At 46.6% G+C, this 16,283-nt stretch carries 11 protein-coding genes; 6 read left to right on the forward strand and 5 right to left on the reverse strand.

What is annotated here, in order from left to right; all coding sequences use genetic code 11:
• Positions 1-526 precede the first annotated feature (526 nt).
• Entirely contained in the window at positions 527-2,080 is a 1,554-nt protein-coding gene (locus RID53_RS34655) for a DUF1565 domain-containing protein (protein ID WP_446392411.1), read from the reverse strand.
• A gap of 183 nt (positions 2,081-2,263) precedes the next feature.
• Here RID53_RS34655 and RID53_RS34660 point away from each other — a divergent pair, with 183 nt between their 5' ends.
• The 4 genes from RID53_RS34660 to RID53_RS34675 all read left to right on the forward strand — a co-directional run bounded on the left by RID53_RS34660 (position 2,264) and on the right by RID53_RS34675 (position 4,867).
• Positions 2,264-3,343 carry a thiamine phosphate synthase gene (locus RID53_RS34660; RefSeq protein WP_446392412.1) on the forward strand — a complete coding sequence of 360 codons (1,080 nt, stop codon included), beginning with the start codon at positions 2,264-2,266 and terminating at the stop codon, positions 3,341-3,343.
• Positions 3,340-3,561 (forward strand): sulfur carrier protein ThiS, encoded by a 222-nt coding sequence (gene thiS / locus RID53_RS34665; protein WP_446392413.1) that lies wholly within the window; start codon positions 3,340-3,342, stop codon positions 3,559-3,561. Before RID53_RS34660 ends, thiS begins: the two co-directional genes overlap by 4 nt.
• The gene (locus RID53_RS34670; protein WP_446392414.1) at positions 3,551-3,739 is read left to right on the forward strand and encodes a hypothetical protein; all 189 of its coding nucleotides are present in this window, start codon (positions 3,551-3,553) and stop codon (positions 3,737-3,739) included. Before thiS ends, RID53_RS34670 begins: the two co-directional genes overlap by 11 nt.
• Before the next feature lie 189 nt (positions 3,740-3,928).
• A complete protein-coding gene (locus RID53_RS34675) occupies positions 3,929-4,867 on the forward strand; it encodes a DUF1517 domain-containing protein (RefSeq protein ID WP_446392415.1) in 939 nt (312 codons plus the stop codon).
• Between the two features lie 333 nt (positions 4,868-5,200).
• Here RID53_RS34675 and RID53_RS34680 read toward each other — a convergent pair whose 3' ends face one another.
• Complete coding sequence (locus tag RID53_RS34680; protein ID WP_446392416.1) at positions 5,201-5,797, reverse strand: TetR/AcrR family transcriptional regulator; 597 nt, start codon at positions 5,795-5,797, stop codon at positions 5,201-5,203.
• A gap of 319 nt (positions 5,798-6,116) precedes the next feature.
• Between RID53_RS34680 and RID53_RS34685 the strand changes: the two genes are divergently transcribed.
• Both RID53_RS34685 and mtnA read left to right on the forward strand, forming a co-directional pair.
• A complete protein-coding gene (locus RID53_RS34685; RefSeq protein ID WP_446392417.1) occupies positions 6,117-7,340 on the forward strand; it encodes an NAD(P)/FAD-dependent oxidoreductase in 1,224 nt (407 codons plus the stop codon).
• Between the two features lie 327 nt (positions 7,341-7,667).
• The gene (gene mtnA / locus RID53_RS34690) at positions 7,668-8,723 is read left to right on the forward strand and encodes an S-methyl-5-thioribose-1-phosphate isomerase (protein ID WP_446392418.1); all 1,056 of its coding nucleotides are present in this window, start codon (positions 7,668-7,670) and stop codon (positions 8,721-8,723) included.
• 455 nt (positions 8,724-9,178) lie between these two features.
• Here mtnA and RID53_RS34695 read toward each other — a convergent pair whose 3' ends face one another.
• The 3 genes from RID53_RS34695 to nadC all read right to left on the reverse strand — a co-directional run bounded on the left by RID53_RS34695 (position 9,179) and on the right by nadC (position 16,030).
• Complete coding sequence (locus tag RID53_RS34695; protein WP_446392419.1) at positions 9,179-12,358, reverse strand: beta strand repeat-containing protein; 3,180 nt, start codon at positions 12,356-12,358, stop codon at positions 9,179-9,181.
• Between the two features lie 784 nt (positions 12,359-13,142).
• The gene (gene argS / locus RID53_RS34700) at positions 13,143-14,900 is read right to left on the reverse strand and encodes an arginine--tRNA ligase (protein ID WP_446392420.1); all 1,758 of its coding nucleotides are present in this window, start codon (positions 14,898-14,900) and stop codon (positions 13,143-13,145) included.
• Positions 14,901-15,160: 260 nt separating this feature from the next.
• Positions 15,161-16,030 carry a carboxylating nicotinate-nucleotide diphosphorylase gene (gene nadC, locus RID53_RS34705; RefSeq protein ID WP_446392421.1) on the reverse strand — a complete coding sequence of 290 codons (870 nt, stop codon included), beginning with the start codon at positions 16,028-16,030 and terminating at the stop codon, positions 15,161-15,163.
• Positions 16,031-16,283: the final 253 nt, after the last annotated feature.

Genomic DNA, 16,283 nt, shown 5'->3' on the forward strand with positions numbered 1-16,283 from the left:
TATAACTCTGACAACAAGAGCCGCTGCCTGCCGTAGTTGTCTAATCTTATCTATATTTATCTGGAGAGGCTATCGCACAACAACTCCACCAACCCCGATACCTGAATTTGTCCTGGTGCTGTCTTCACTCTCAGTCCAGCTATGTCCTAATCAAGCCCTGCCAGATAACGAAAACTTTTAGGAGTGACGTTGACGTTTTAATATTCTAAAGATAATCGGATTTCGGGCAGGTAGAAAACGCCACAGGCAAATCCTGATTTGACCAGGGTTTGAGGGTGTAGTATGATGTTATTTTAATGCTGTATTGGGTGTTTTTTATAGCTAATTTTAAACAACCATCGCTTAAATCCCTTGAAAATGCGTTTTTTTATTCTCCCTAGCGTCGGAAAAATTTAAATAATACAAGCATGTTTCATTCTCCAATTTTCTGGACTCGAAACCAGGTAGATTTGACAAAAAAGCCGTTTAATGCATCTAATTTCCAATCCCAAAAGGGCGAGTAGTCGTGGAGTAAGTCGCGACGATTCTAGTCCTCAAGGGTTTCGATGGTAACGGTTAATCCCTGCTCCTGAAGCAAATTAAGAATTTGTTGGGCATTCTCGCGACTACTAAATAATCCCACTTGCATCATTAACTGCCCATTGTAAGATGTACGAAACGCCTCAGGAATCAGCGATCGCACTAAGGTTTGCTGATCATCAGTTGTGGCAGCGACTAATACCCGATAACGCCCTTCCGGTGCGGTTTCTGGGGGCGGTTCCTGGGGGGTGGCGGATGGGTTGTTGCTACTGAGTACAGGAATAGAATCCCGGCTGGGGAACTCTTGTGGATTAACTGTAACCTCTCCCATCTCGGTGTCAGGTGCAGAGGCGGCTGGTGTGGATGTATCAGGTATCGCCGTCTCGGTTGGTGAGGGAACGGAAATATCGATGATCTGGGGAACGGTTGCGGCGGGTGTCGCTGGGTTAGTTGGGTTCTGTTGAGACTGGAGACTGGCGGGAACCGGAAAAGACGCGGCGGAAATGGACGAGGTTGAGGAGGATGCGTCTGTCTGATTTGCGGCTGCGGGTTGAGTCTCAGTTGATTCTGGGGGATTCGCCACCGATAGGGAGATAGTTGTCCAGTCTGAAGGAAACGTGGTGGGAAGTGTTTCTAACTGGGAGATAGTCGTCTGGGGTTCAATGATGGGGGAAACACTTTCAGGAGTTGGCGAAGGATTCGCGGTAGTTTCAACAGGTTCAGATACCGATTCGGTTTTGGGAATACTCGTAGTCGTGGCAGATTCAACCGAGGGTGAAGGACTGTTGCGATCTGCGCTTCGCAGCGGCGCTTCGCCATCGCTACTCAACTCTAAGGTAGCGTTTTCCCGATCAATAAATACATTTTCCCGCACATCTGCTTGTAATGTCCCCGCCACTAGAATACCGTCACCACCATTGTTATAAAAGTAATTGCTGCGAATGGTTGGCGCACTATTGCCTTTCACCACAATTCCGGCGCTGGTATTTTCCGTAAATGTATTATCCACGACTACTGGGGAACTGGATTCAATCCATAACCCATAGCCTTGAGGATTGGGATTGGTAATCGTCACTCCCGTTACCGTGGCGGGATTGGCTGCCAGAATGGTAATATTCTGCTCAGATGCGGTGGGACTTTCAAACATGCCCCCCCCTTGAATGATAATATTCTCCCCTCTGGTTCGGGGATTCCCTTGCAACGTGACGCCATCGGGCAAAATTAAAGGAAAGGTTTCACCCGTTTGGGAACTATAGACTCCCGGCGTTAATCGAATCACCGTATTCGGTTGCGCGACTTGTAAGGCTTTGGCAATAGTTTTGAACGGGGAACCCATATTACCATTACCATTAATATCATCCCCAGTTATGGGGTTAACCAACAACACTTGGCTGTCTTGCTGATTTTGGACAACAAGTCGCTGAGGATTCGGTGTTAACTGTGCTACAGCTTCCAGAGGAGTCAGGGTGATGCAGCTAAGAGAAACCACAGCGATCGCGCCTATCCTACACTGAATTGGGCGTTGGTGGTGGAACCATTGAATTGGGTAAGGCTTAACCATCTCCTGCGGTATGAATCTGAAGCTATGTTTTGAGTGTACTGTACTCAGTTGCACTAGAATAACGAATCGGCAACCGTTCGACAATTATTAAAATTTTCCACAGTTATGAACCACTCCAGATTCAGTCAACCCTTAAAAGCCATCATCCTGTTAGGATAAGATAATCATGTGGAGCAGTTCGCGATGAGCGGGTACAACGGTTGGATAGGTCAAGAACCAGCAGTTTGCCGAATATTAGATGCGAATTTAGACCGAGCCAGAGAAGGCTTACGGATTATCGAAGAGTGGTGTCGCTTTGGTCTAAATAGCGTGCAGATGGCGAGTGAATGCAAACAGATGCGCCAAGAACTTGCCCGTTGGCATAGTCGCGAGATTCGCGCCGAACGGGATACGCCTGGTGATTTGGGGACGGAACTCTCTCATCCCCAGGAAGAACACCGCGCCAATATCCAACAGGTTTTGCAAGCCAATCTATGTCGGGTTCAGGAAGCCTTACGGGTACTAGAGGAATATGGTAAGCTGTATAGTCCCCGTATGGGAACCGCTTGTAAGCAAATGCGCTATCGGGTCTATACCCTAGAAAGTCAGTTGCTCATCTACCACCGTTATCAACGGCTGAAGCGATCGCAGCTTTATCTAGTCACCTCACCTTCAGACCAACTCTTGCCCACGGTAGAAGCAGCACTCCAAGGGGGACTGACGTTAGTTCAGTATCGGGAAAAGGGGGCTGATGATTTAATCAAACTCGCTCAAGCCCAGAAACTGCGCCAGATGTGCCACCATTATGGGGCATTATTGATTATGAACGATCGCGTGGATTTGGCTCTGGCAATTGATGCCGATGGCGTTCATTTAGGACAGCAGGATTTGCCCATCGCTGTCGCCCGAAAACTCCTGGGACCCCATCGAATTATTGGGCGCTCTACCACAAATCCTGAGGAAATGCAACAGGCAATCAGCGAAGGGGCTGATTATATTGGCGTCGGACCGGTCTATGAAACCCCAACCAAAGTCGGCAAAGCGGCAGCGGGGTTAGACTATGTGCAGTATGCAGCGCAACAAGCATCGATTCCCTGGTTTGCGATCGGTGGCATTGATCCGAATAATATTCATGAGGTCTTAGGGGCGGGAGCGAAACGAGTCGCGATCGTGCGGGCGATTATGCAAGCGGAACAACCGACATTGGTGACTCAGTATTTTCTCTCTCAACTCACCAAAGAACAACATCTGCGTCGTATTGAAGCGGGTATTCCTCAATCATGACCAACAGTAGCGAGCAAATTACTTTACAAGTGAATGGTGAAACCCGTACCTGTGCGGCTGACACCAAATTGCCTCAGCTTTTAGAACGGCTTGACCTAAATCCGCGCTTAGTGGCGGTTGAGTACAATGGCGAGATTCTTCACCGCCAGTTTTGGTCAGAGACTCAGATGAAGGATGGGGATCAGTTGGAAGTTGTGACGATTGTTGGTGGCGGGTAGGGGAGCTGGGGGAGCTGGGGGAGCTGGGGGAGCTGGGGGAGCTGGGGGAGCTGGGGGAGCTGGGGGAGCTGGGGAAGCTGGGGAAGCTGGGGGAGCTGGGGGAGCTGGGGGAGCTGGGGGAGATGAGGAAGTTAACTCAAAATTCTACCTTACCTGTTCCCTGTTCCCTGTTCCTTAACAAATGACAAATCGGTAATCTCCACTTTTGGGATGTTTCAGCTCATGAAGGGGAGCGGTACAGTAAAAGTGTAGTCAGTAATACCCATCCGGCTTGAGGTGAGTTGTCTGTCTTCGTTCAGATTAAGGTGTTTGTGGCTAATGTCAGCCATGGAAAACTCACTGAAGTTGGAATAGTCCTAAATAACGTATGCATAACCATCTTTTTTCAAAGATCAAACCTTTTTTAAAGTCTCTGCTTGTTGTTGGTCTCATTTTTACCTTAGTCCTGGGAAATGCCAGTGATGCTTTAGCCGCTCGTAGTGGTGGGAGAATTGGTGGCGGTTCCTTCCGCGCTCCTAGTCGTACCTATTCTCGCCCAGGTGGGGGGTATCGCGGTGGCGGTTATGGATATGGTGGCGGCGGAATTGGTTTTCCGTTTCTCTTACCCTTCTTTGGCTTCGGTGGCGTGGGAAGTCTGTTCGGAATTCTGATCTTCTTTGCGATCGCGAATTTCTTGGTGCAGTCTTTCCGGCGTCTGGGTGAAGGAGGCGGAAATGATGTCCCTAGCACGATCAACCCCAAGGTTTCCGTGGGACGCTTGCAAGTGGGTTTACTTGCCAGTGCGCGTGAGCTTCAGTATGAACTTGATGCGTTAGCTCAACAAGCGAATACGGATTCCCCGCAAGGACGAGCGCAAGTGCTGCAAGAGTCTACCTTAGCCTTACTCCGCCATCCCGAATACTGGGTCTATGGTGCAACGCAATCTCAGCAAATTGCCTTAGACGCCGCCGAAGCTCGGTTTAATCAGCTCTCCCTAGCCGAACGCAGTAAATTTGCCGAAGAAACCCTATCAAATTATCAGGGTCAACTTCGCCAAGGTAAAGCGGCTGAAGGGGATGGAGCCTTGGTTGAAACTCAAGATCCTGGTGAATACATTATCGTCACCCTTTTAGTTGGTGTACAAGGAAAGCTGGAATTACCCACCATCAATAGTTCCGATGACTTGCGTCAAGCCTTGCGTCAGATAGGTGGTGTGTCAAGCGATCGCTTATTGGCAATTGAAGTCCTCTGGACACCCCAAGCCGAAGGCGATACGTTAACCTCAGATGATGTATTAGCCGAATATCCCGATCTGAAACTGGTTTAACTCACATCTTGCACCTTGCACCTTGCACCTTGCACCTTGTCTCGCTCCTAAGACAATAGTGAGCGAGACGCTCCTGATTTTGTAGGGTGTCCAAAAAGCCCACCGGATTTTCAACCGCGATCGCACGCCAAAGATGTAGGGACGGGTTTAGGGAATCTGTAGGGGCGGGTTTAGGGACAATTGTAGGGGCGGGTTTAGGGACTAAATTCAGATATTCACCGATAACGGAACAACAAAACCCGCCCTCTCCACCGATAAATGAAAAACAAAACCCGCCCTAATCTCAACCGTTAAATTTGACCAATGATCAACTTATCACGGAAACCATTCGTCTCAGGGCGGTGATAAAACTTGGACAGCCGAGTTCGATAAAACCAAGTCAACTAACTGGTCAATTAAATGGTCTTGTTCGATTGACAAAATTGACTTTCCTTGCATAACCTCTTGAAAAAGTACCAAGGAAGACATAGAACTCAAAAAAATATAAGCAGTCAACTCCGGATCACGAATGTGCCAGTCTGGATGGGATTCAAAATACTGCTTCAGACTATGACGTTCTTCCCCAATAACCCGGCGGATAAACAATTGTGCTAAGTGCGGAAAATGACCCGATTCGGCAATCAATAAACGTAGAAACGCCGCATACTCTGGATTATTCAGTTTCGCTAAAAATGCCTCTGCCAATCTTCGTAACCCTGCGGCTGGCTCATCCGACAGGTCAGAATTAAACTCAGGCTGAAACTGCTTACAGATGAACTGTTCCATCAATTCAATAAACAATCCTTCTTTGGATTGAAAATGATTGTAAATGGTATGCTTAGATACATCTGCCTCGGCAGCTATCTGATCCATACTGGTTTCCCTATAGCCATGCTGGATAAAAAGTTGCATAGCAGCTTGGGCAATTTGCTCGCGTTTAGATGGTTTCATAAATAATTCTGGAATGGTTAATTTGATACTCAGTTGTGTTTCGCAGTCCAAACGTCTCTCTCCTGCTTAAGAGAAGGAGAGAGTACGTTAGTCATTCAGGACGGAGTAATGTTGCAACTGATAATCGAGGATGTAAGCTGTCTTCATCCCCGATTTCCAATCCTCTTTAAGCGCAGTAACAGATGGACAGGGTAAAGGAGCAGGACGGAAAGGAAGCAAGTTTTCCATTTACCCTTTGCCAAAAAAAATTTAACGGTTACTACTAAACGGGCAACCTGGTATGAGAGACTGGAATCATGACACCCTTTACTAATATAGTATGCGAAAATTCGATGTTGTCGTAGTCGGCGCAGGTCCAGCCGGGGGACAATGTGCGAGGTGGTTGGCGAAATCCGGTTATCAGGTTTTGTTGGTCGAGCAGCATGAAACCTTTGAGAAAAATGATTTTTCTAGTGCGGCTACGCCATTAGAAACCTTAGAAAAATTTGACTTACCGGAGGATGTTGTCGGTAGTTTTTGGCATAATTTGGTGATTGTCACCACCAATTTAACCCGAAATTGGGATGCTCCGCAAACCTTAGGGGCTGTCTTAAATTTCGCCAAGTTGAGACAATTTCTGGCTGACGAGGTTAAATCTTGGGGCGGCGAGGTTTGCCTGGGATGTCGATATGTGAGATATGTCCAAACAGAAGGTGAGACGCGGGTTGAACTGAAGCCGCGAGGGAGAGAACCGATTACTGTCACCACCCAGGTGCTAGTGGATGCCACAGGACCCACTAGAGCGGTTATGTATAAGAAGGAAAGCGAGAAACCTGCGTTTTTAAAGCCGTCTGGGATTGAATATTTAATTGAAGTATCAGAAGATGATTATGATAAATATGCCCATTCCCTCTGGTTTTTCTTGGGACATAAATGGATGCCAAAAGGCTATTCTTGGATATTTCCCATGGAGAAGCCTCGGTTAAAGGTAGGGGCGGCATCGTATCGATTAGACCATAAAATTATTAAGCAGACGGAATCGATTCGATATTATATTGATTTACTGGTTCGCGAGCATATACAAGCCAAAGACTATAAAATAATTGATACTCATGGATCAACGCTGCACTATTCCAGTGGACTGAGGGATATTTACTATCGCGATAATATTATTGCCATTGGAGATGCCGTATCAATGGTGAACCTTTTGGGCGGAGAAGGGATTCGCCATGCTATGCATTGCGCCGAAATCGCTGGCAAGCATATTCAGCAATATTTAAAGGGTCAATCAGCCAGTTTTCAAGATTATCAACAAGAAATTCATAAAAAATTTCATCGAACCTGGAATCTGTCCGAAAAGATTGGCATGAAGTGCTATTTAATTGAAAGCGACAACAAAATTGATGAAGGTGTCTCGTATCTGACCCCTCTAGAGACTCAAGAGATGATGGATATTCTCTTTTACTATAAATTTAATAAACTCTCCAAGAGTTTAATCGTTTACCTGATCCGAAAAATTCGCTCTTGGTGGAAAGCAAACTATGTAATGAAGTATAAATCATGACTGATGAAGCGGAGTTCCTGAAGGGATGTATCCAAATTTATAGCACTACGAGGTACGGAAAGGACATCAGTTAGTCCAAAAGGGAACAGGGAACACCTCGACTTACCTCGACTTACTTCGGACTTCGGCGTGAGCGCTCAGTCGAACGCTTCGCTCAGTAACACGCTCAGTAACACGCTCGGTGTATCACAGGGAACAGGGAACAGTAAAGAATGTCCTAACTTGTCTTAGTATCGTTATACAAAAGACGAATGACGAATGACAAAGGACAAATAACCAAAGCGAGTTAAACTGTAAGCAGTTTTCCACATTAGCCCATAAGTAACCATGCCCAGTAATCCGGTGTATCCCATCGTTTGGCGCGACGATCGCGTACTCCTAATTGACCAAACCCGTTTACCCCACAACTATACAGTGGTTGAAATTAAGTGCTGTGAGGATATGGCACGGGCAATTAGAACCATGATTGTCCGAGGTGCGCCAGCGATTGGTGTGGCGGCGGCTTACGGGATGTACTTGGGGGCGCGAGACATTAAAACGGCGGATCGCGAGACATTTGTCACTGAACTCGAAGAGGTTGCCAAACTCCTGCGCCAGACGCGCCCGACAGCGGTAAATCTATTTTGGGCGATCGCCCGCATGTTGAAAACTGCCCATGAAACCATTGGTTCAGTCGATCAGTTAAAAATGGCACTGTTAGTAACCGCCCAAGCGATTCAGGTTGAAGATTTAGAGATCTGTAAAGCGATCGGGGATAATGGGTTGGCGGCTATGCCCGCGACTCCAGAAAAATTATGTATTCTTACTTATTGCAATGCGGGTTCCCTCGCCACAGCCGGCTATGGTACAGCCTTGGGAGTCGTGCGTTCAACCTGGCGCGAGAAGCGGTTAGCCAGAATTTATGCCTGTGAAACTCGTCCCCGGTTGCAAGGGGCAAAACTGACGGCGTGGGAATGTGTACAAGAGGGAATCCCAGTAACGTTAATTACCGATAATATGGCAGCCCATTGTATGCATCAGGGATTAATTGATGCGGTGATGGTGGGTGCAGATAGAATTGCTGCCAATGGAGATACGGCGAATAAAATTGGCACCTATAGTGTGGCATTACTCGCCAAAGCCCATAATATTCCCTTCTTTGTCGCCGCCCCCCTCTCTACGGTTGACTTTGACTTACCCACAGGCGATTTAATTCCGATTGAAGAACGCCATCCCTCAGAAATTTATCAAATTGGTGAGACAGTGACATGTCCTACAGGGGTGGAGTTTTATAATCCAGGGTTTGATGTCACACCAGCCGAGTTAATTTCTGCGATTATTACTGAAAAAGGGGCGATGCGCCCAGAGGAGTTGCAGCAATTTCGCATGAAGCAGTTGGCGTGATGGTTGGGTTAACCGGGATTTATATATACTATCCGCAGTCGTTAAAGTGGCAATATACGAAAAACCTCAGCGCTTTCTGTGAAAGGCTGAGGACAAGTATCAGGGTGTATGCTTTTCTCCTTCAGGCAGAGTTATTTGGTTGATGACTGCATCTGGAGTCTTGCTACTTATTATATTGACTCATAAGCTAGACGATCTTCTAGATCAGTTCTGATGCACTTTGCTCTTGATCTAAAACTGATCTTGACAAAATGGCTATTTGTCATTCGTCATTCGTCATTCGTCATTCGTCATTCGTCATTCGTCCTACTTGCTCCCTTGAGAAGCACGCTATGTCCTTTGTCTCAAATCTAAACGACAAGAGGGCGGGTTTTGTTGATAAGTTATCGGTATACCCGTCAATTAAACGGCTAAACCCGCCCCTACAACCCTCCTACCCTCTTACCCTTCTATCCTCAATTACACTGAGAAACGTTAGCAAAGTCTTCCAGGTTGGGGGCAAAATTAACGGTTCCTGTATTATTCTGAGTGAGAGTATCTAGATTCACGACCTCGAATGTGCCATTATTGCGCTGAAGCTGGAACTCTGTCGTGCTGGTGTTGTCACTTAGGGCAAGGCAGAACGTGCGATCGCTATTGAGTACAGCCTTAAATCCTGGAATAGCATTTTTATCCAAAATTGTCAACTCTACATCGGCAAGAGTTTCAGCATTGCCATTCGTTTGCAAAAAGATACCCTGACCTGCATTATCCGTAACCATGGTATTGTTAATCCGATAATCTTGCACCGAGACAGCATTTCCCTGGACAAAAATGCCTTGACCTCCATCCGTTCCACTGGTGGGAGTTGTACCGCTAATGGTACTGGTTTCAATCTCAAACTCTTGGCGGCTATTATTATTCGCCGATACAAAAATTCCCTGACCTGTGCTATTACTAATCTGCACATTACTAATCTGAAACCGTTGCTGAGATTGGAGTTCGAGATTCTTCTCATCGCCATTCGCGCCAACAAAAAGACCTTGACCCTGACTATCAGTGATTTGAACATTATCAATGGTAAAGTCTTGTTGGGCAATGCTATTGGCTTGGACAAAAACCCCTTGACCGCCACTGTTTAAAGTGTTCAAGGTTGTGCCATCAATCGTACTATCTTTAATCTCAAATTTTTGAGTGCTATTGTTATTAGCGCTCATGAAAATCCCCTGACCTGTACTCTGGTTAATCTGGGCGTCTGTGATGGCAAACTCTTGCCGTGATTGTACACTGAGGTCATTTTCATCTCCATTCGTCGCCACAAAAATACCCTGCCCAGCATTGTTGGTTATTGTGGGACTATTAATCTGAAACTCCTGGACTGCCATACGATTACCTTGCACAAAAATCCCTTGTCCGCCTTCGCCTTGGGCGTCGAGTTCAATATTACGAATCGTACTGCTGTCGATGTCAAAGACTTGTTCGCTGTTATTGTTCGCCGCAATAAAAATCCCCTGACCCACGGTTTCACTAACGTCAGTGCCATTTAGTTGGAACTCTTGCCTCGATTGGGCAGTTAAATCATTTTCATCACCATTGGTAGCAATTAAAATACCTTGTCCAGCGGTATTGGTGACGCTGGTATTGTTGAGGGTAAAATCTTGAACAGCAACGCGATTTCCCTGAATAAAGACGCCTTGACCGCCATCGCCATTACTGTCAAGGCGAGTCTGGTTAATGGTACTGGCATCAATGTCAAAGGTTTGCTCACTGTTATTATTAGCGGCGATGAAAATCCCTTGTCCTGTACTTTCGCTAACGGTGGCGTTGCTGAGGTTAAACTCTTGGAGAGATTGCTGGGTGAGGTCATTTTCGTTACCATTGGCTGCCACAAAGATGCCTTGACCTGCACTTTCAGTAACTGTCAAAGTCTCCAGAGTCAAGGTTTGCTGGGCGCTGGCATTGGCTTGTAGAAAAAGACCTTGACCCCCATCGCCATTTTCATCGAGAACAGTATTACGAATGCTCGTATTCAAGACATCAAAGGTCTGGCGACTATTATTATTCGCCGTCAAATAAACCCCTTGACCGACACTATTACGAATTTGATTATTGGTTGCCGTTAATTGCTGTTGCACCTCACCAGAGGCTTGAATAAAAACACCTTGACCACCACTGTCACTGATTTGATTACTATCTAGGGTGAGTTCTTGTTGAGTGGTTCCCGATGCTTGAATAAAAACGCCCTGCTGACCGCTATTTGTGATAACATTACGAGCGATCGCACTGGTTCCAGTTACATCGATGAGACTAATCCCTTGTCCTGTGACGTTGGTGATGCGGTTATCTTGAATCGTCACATTCTCAATAGCCGCGCCTTGGATACCATTCCCCGTGGCATTGGCGATCGCAAACCCAGCCAGGGTGGTATTATTTCCTAGCGTTACCGTTCCCGTAATTGTGGGAAACTCACCGCTTCCCGATAAGGGCAACTGCACCCTACCCAGTTGCTGCGTATCAATATGTTGAACTGCACCTGCGGAGAGTACCGCTACCCCATCCGCAAACTGAAAACCTTCTGTCTCAGACGTCGTACCCACTTGCACATAAACAATCTCATCAGTTTGTGCCACACTCAAGGCATCCTGCACTGTGCCAAACGGTGTTTCAAACGTACCCTCTCCTGTACTCACCCCCAACGTGACATGCTGAAACTGCCAAGGTTGACCCGTTTTCGGGTTTATCGCCGCGACTTGTTCATTTTCCGTTTGTTCATCGACAATAATTGTGGCGATACGTCCTACCGATTCACCCATCCGTGTCAAGGCGCTACCGGATTCAACCTCAGGGGGGCGAGTTCCCGGAAAGGTTGCGCCTAGACTAAGAACAATCCGAGTATCAAAAATTTGGTCAGTTTGCACCGATAAACCCAGATTCAGATAATCCGTGGGACGCGCCTCCAATCGCCCTCGAATACCAATCGCACCATCAGTTCCCTCCCCACCGTAATAATAAACCCCCCCATATCCCCGTAAATCCCCCTCCCCTAATCGCAACAACCGTCCCCCCGCTTCAATATCAAATCCCGCCATTGCTGCTTCAAAGCGCTGGCGATGATTGAGAAGTAAATGATTCTGTGCGAATCCACGCAGAGAGAACGACTCATCCACTTCTGGGCGGCGTTCACCCACTGGCAAATACGCATTCACCCGCAAATCCCAATTATCCCCCAGTCGTTCAAACCCTGCACCAATTTGGTGAAACACGCTGTTTCCGGTATCACGGGTATCATAGGAAAGATAGCCTCCCAGAATCCGGTTTTGAGTGGAATTGTAAAACCGTTGTCCCAGAAGAATCGTTCCGCCCATGGTGGAGTCGGTTAACAAACGTAACTGTCCTTCCAGAAATGTCAGAGTGCTTCCGGGAATCTGAGTAATTGGAACAAAGCCTTCCAGACTAAAAAATGGGTCTTGATAGCCTGCGCCTTCGGTGGTAAAATCAACGCCTACACGGGGTAAGACTCTCAAATCTGTGGCAGTCCCCGGAGTTGGTAAACGTGGCGTATCGGTTTCCGACTCAGGAGTTTGGGCAATGACAGGCGACGTTAACCCTCCAGAAACAAGTAATCCAACACAGAGGGCTTGAGCGGAGATTTTCATTAATCAGAGGGTGAATACAATCGTCACCCCCTCTTACAGGTATCGCTTTTGGGAATCCGGCAAAGGGGATTCTGTGTTGAAGTTTTGTTAAGTTATGTAGCCAAAAAAAAATCCCCTTTCGGGGACTCGTCCAAGGGTGGGAAAAAGATTTCATCTATATTTTTATTATCTACCCAAGTAGCAGGAGTTGTGTGTAGCTACGATGAAGTTTATATGAAAAATCGATGAAGTTTCTGTAAAGTTGGGTCTGATCGTTGGTCATGGCTTCTTTGTCCGTTGTTATTGATCCCGATACTCTATCCCTTTTTATTTATCAAAATGGTACCACCCAACAATGAAAAATCCCGTTCTCGACCCACTGAGAACGGGATAAGGAGTGAGATACACTAATTGCAACTTGGGAGTAAGCGGTGTATATCGTCTTACCTAGTAGCTTAACCGTTCTCCAGAGGCTTTTGGGATAAGCGTTGATGAAGAATGGCTCGATTTATGTGAAACTTCCGTGAATATGACCAGTATCACAATTCGTATTCCTGAAGATGTGGTCGAGGATCTCATACCAAGTTGTATTCAAAGATATAACTTTCCTCCCCCAGCTTCCCCAGCTTCCCCAGCTCCCAGACGTGCCATGCATGGCACGTCTCTACATTGCTTCCCCAGCTCCCCCAGCTCCCTACCCCACCACAAAACTTATTCAGCAGCCCCTGGCTAGTTCTAAGTTATCCTCCTTTAACCAGCGGTTGATGAGACTGAAAGGCTATCCTTTGGTAAATGGGTATGTTTTCTACATCCGTTCGAGTACCGAAATACCGAGTAACGATAATCCCAGTTTCAAAGTTTGAGCTGTTAGGTCACACAACATTAATCGTGATAGTCGCACGGATTCCTCCGCTTTAAGCACAGGACATTGGTCATAAAATTGACTGAATTTCTCGCTCAGTTCATACAAATACTGACAAAGACGATTAGGTAATAACTCTTGCTCAACGTCTTTAATTACCTCGCTGACTTGTAGTAGGTGTTTAGCTAGTGTTGCTTCTTGGCCTTCTTTCAATGAGACTTGAGTAGATGTTCTTAACTGCTCAAAATCAATGCCACCTTTGCGACCAATACTTTGAATCCGGGCATAAGCATACAGCAGATACGGTGCTGTATTTCCTTTGAGCGATAGCATCTTATCGAAGCTAAACACATAGTTGCTGGTGCGATTTTGACTGAGGTCAGCATATTTGACCGCCGCCATACCAACCACTTGAGCCACATGTTCAATGAACTCCTCGGTTTCCTGGCGACCCTCCTCTTGGATGCGAGTTTTCAGATCAGCACGCGCCCGCGCGATCGCTTCATCTAATAAATCCCGCAATCGCACCGTCTCTCCAGACCGAGTTTTCAGCTTTTTCCCGTCTTCCCCTAGTACCAATCCAAAGGGAACATGCACAACTTCAACAGTCTCTGGTAACCAACCTGCCCGTTTTGCGACCTGAAATACTTGGGCAAAATGATTCGCTTGTCCAGCATCAGTAACGTAAATAATCCGCTTTGCCCCATCTTGCTCAATCCGGTAGCGTAGTGCCGCTAAGTCAGTTGTGGCATAGTTATACCCTCCATCTGACTTTTGTACAATTAAGGGTAAAGGTTCACCTTTTTTATTGGTAAATCCTTCTAAGAAAACACATTTAGCTCCTTGGTCTTCCACTAATAAGCCTGATTGTTCTAAATCGTTGACCACATCAGGAAGTAAGGGATTATAGAATGATTCACCCCGTTCGGCGAGATCCACATCCAGTAAATCATAAATGACCTGAAATTCCCGCCGGGATTGCTCACACAGCAACTGCCAAGCTCGTTTGGTATCTTCAGCCCCAGCTTGCAGCTTGACGACTTCCTGTCGTGCGGATTCTTGGAAAGCTCCATCGCTATCAAACCGTTTTTTAGCTTGTCGATAAAAGCTGACTAAATCTCCTAAATCGACAGCCTCAGCCGTGGTTAATGCCTCGGGGCAAACTTCCCGGAGATAGGTAATTAACATGCCAAATTGAGTTCCCCAATCGCCGACATGATTGAGGCGCAGGACATCATGATCTCGAAATTCCAAAATACGGGCAATGCAGTCCCCAATAATAGTGGAGCGCAGATGACCAACATGCATTTCTTTGGCAATGTTTGGACTGGAAAAATCCACAACAACTCGCTGGGGCTGTTTGGCGGGTTCTACACCTAAGCGAGGATGGGTGAGATTCCTATTCAACTTGGCTTCTAAATAGGCAGATTTGAGGGTGAAATTAATAAAACCGGGTCCTGCGACTGTGGGAGGATGGCAGATATCAGCAACATCGAGATGGTTGACCAGCATGTCTGCGATCGCTCGTGGGGGTTGACCTAGCGGTTTTGCCAGAGAGAGCGCCGCATTCGATTGATAATCACCAAATTTAGGATTACTGGCAGGAACTAACATTGGATCTGTACCCGCCATCGTTTCACCAAAGGCAGCAATCAATGCTTGCTCAAATTTGGCTTTTAGTTGTTCCAAGGTTGAAGTCATTGCGCTAGGTAAAGAGTTGAAACGATAAGAGGTTGCCAAGAATTAGGGAGAAATGGTTTACTCAAAACATTAGGGAATGAACTTTAAGTTAGGTTGGTGGAAATAAACTTAACTAGATTAAGTCATGTAAACAAGCCTCAAACCCTTACTGTTCCCTGTGAGACACCGAGCGTGTTACCGAGCGGAGTCGAGGTAAGTCGAGGTGTTCCCTGTTCCCTGTTCCCCAATCTCAACCGTTAACTTTAATTGTGTCCACCCACTTACATGTGATTCTCGTGCAGTAAGTTCATACTTAAATCCAGCCAAGTGGAACGAGTTATAGGGGCACTCGTGGAAATATAGTCTACACCCGTTTGGGCTACAGCACGAATGGTGTCCAGGGTAATATTCCCAGAGGCTTCAATTTTCAGTCGGTCATTTTTGCCGCGAATCTTATGTACCGCCTGTCGCATCCTTTCCAAGGGCATATTGTCCAGCATGATAATGTCAGCCTCGTGATCTAAGGCTTCTGTCACTTGCTCGAGGGTTTCGGTTTCGACTTCAATCCTTAGGGGGTAGGGCATTTGTTCCCGGATATGAGCGATCGCCTCTTTTATGCTACCTGCTGCCACTATATGATTGTCTTTAATCATCACGGCATCATCTAAGCCGAAACGATGATTAATGGCACCACCGACTTGGGTGGCATATTTTTCTAGCAGTCTTAGCCCAGGGGTGGTTTTACGGGTATCGACGAGTTGAGTGGGAAAATCGATGAGTTGATCGACATATTGGCGGGTAAGGGTAGAAATGCCACTTAAGTGCATTGCTAGGTTGAGAGCCACTCGTTCTCCCATTAAGAGGGTATCCAGAGAGCCATGTAAACGAGCAATGACCTGTCCGGGATGACAGTTTTCCCCTTCAGCTACAACAGAGACAAAACTGGTTTGATCACTTAAAAGTTGGAAGATCCGTTTCGCGATCGGCAATCCAGCAATCACTCCCCCTGCTTTAGCCGTCCATTCGGCTTGGACAATTTTGTCCGGGGCTTCCCACAAGCCCTGAGTAGTGCGATCGCCTCGACCTATATCTTCTAACAACCAGTTCTGGAGGATCGGATCTAGCAGGATCAATGGCGGTAAAGCTCTCATCTGACAAACAGGGGTAATTTTCTCAAGCTGGTCGGGTTAGCTCTAGATTTAACATAGCTCAGATCGCCCTCTGGGAAAGGGTTTTTGACTTCCTCAAAAAAAAATTGAAAAAAAGGTTGACAACTCCTGAAAGAGGCACTACATTGGTAAATGCGCTTGAAACGGAGTTCACTCCACACTCAAGCGTCCGAACCAAGACAAATCAATAGTTTGAAAGCCAAGTATACAAAACTCCTTGTCAAAAAACTTCGAG

Source organism: Coleofasciculus sp. B1-GNL1-01, from assembly GCF_040220235.1.
GTDB lineage: Bacteria > Cyanobacteriota > Cyanobacteriia > Cyanobacteriales > Coleofasciculaceae > Coleofasciculus.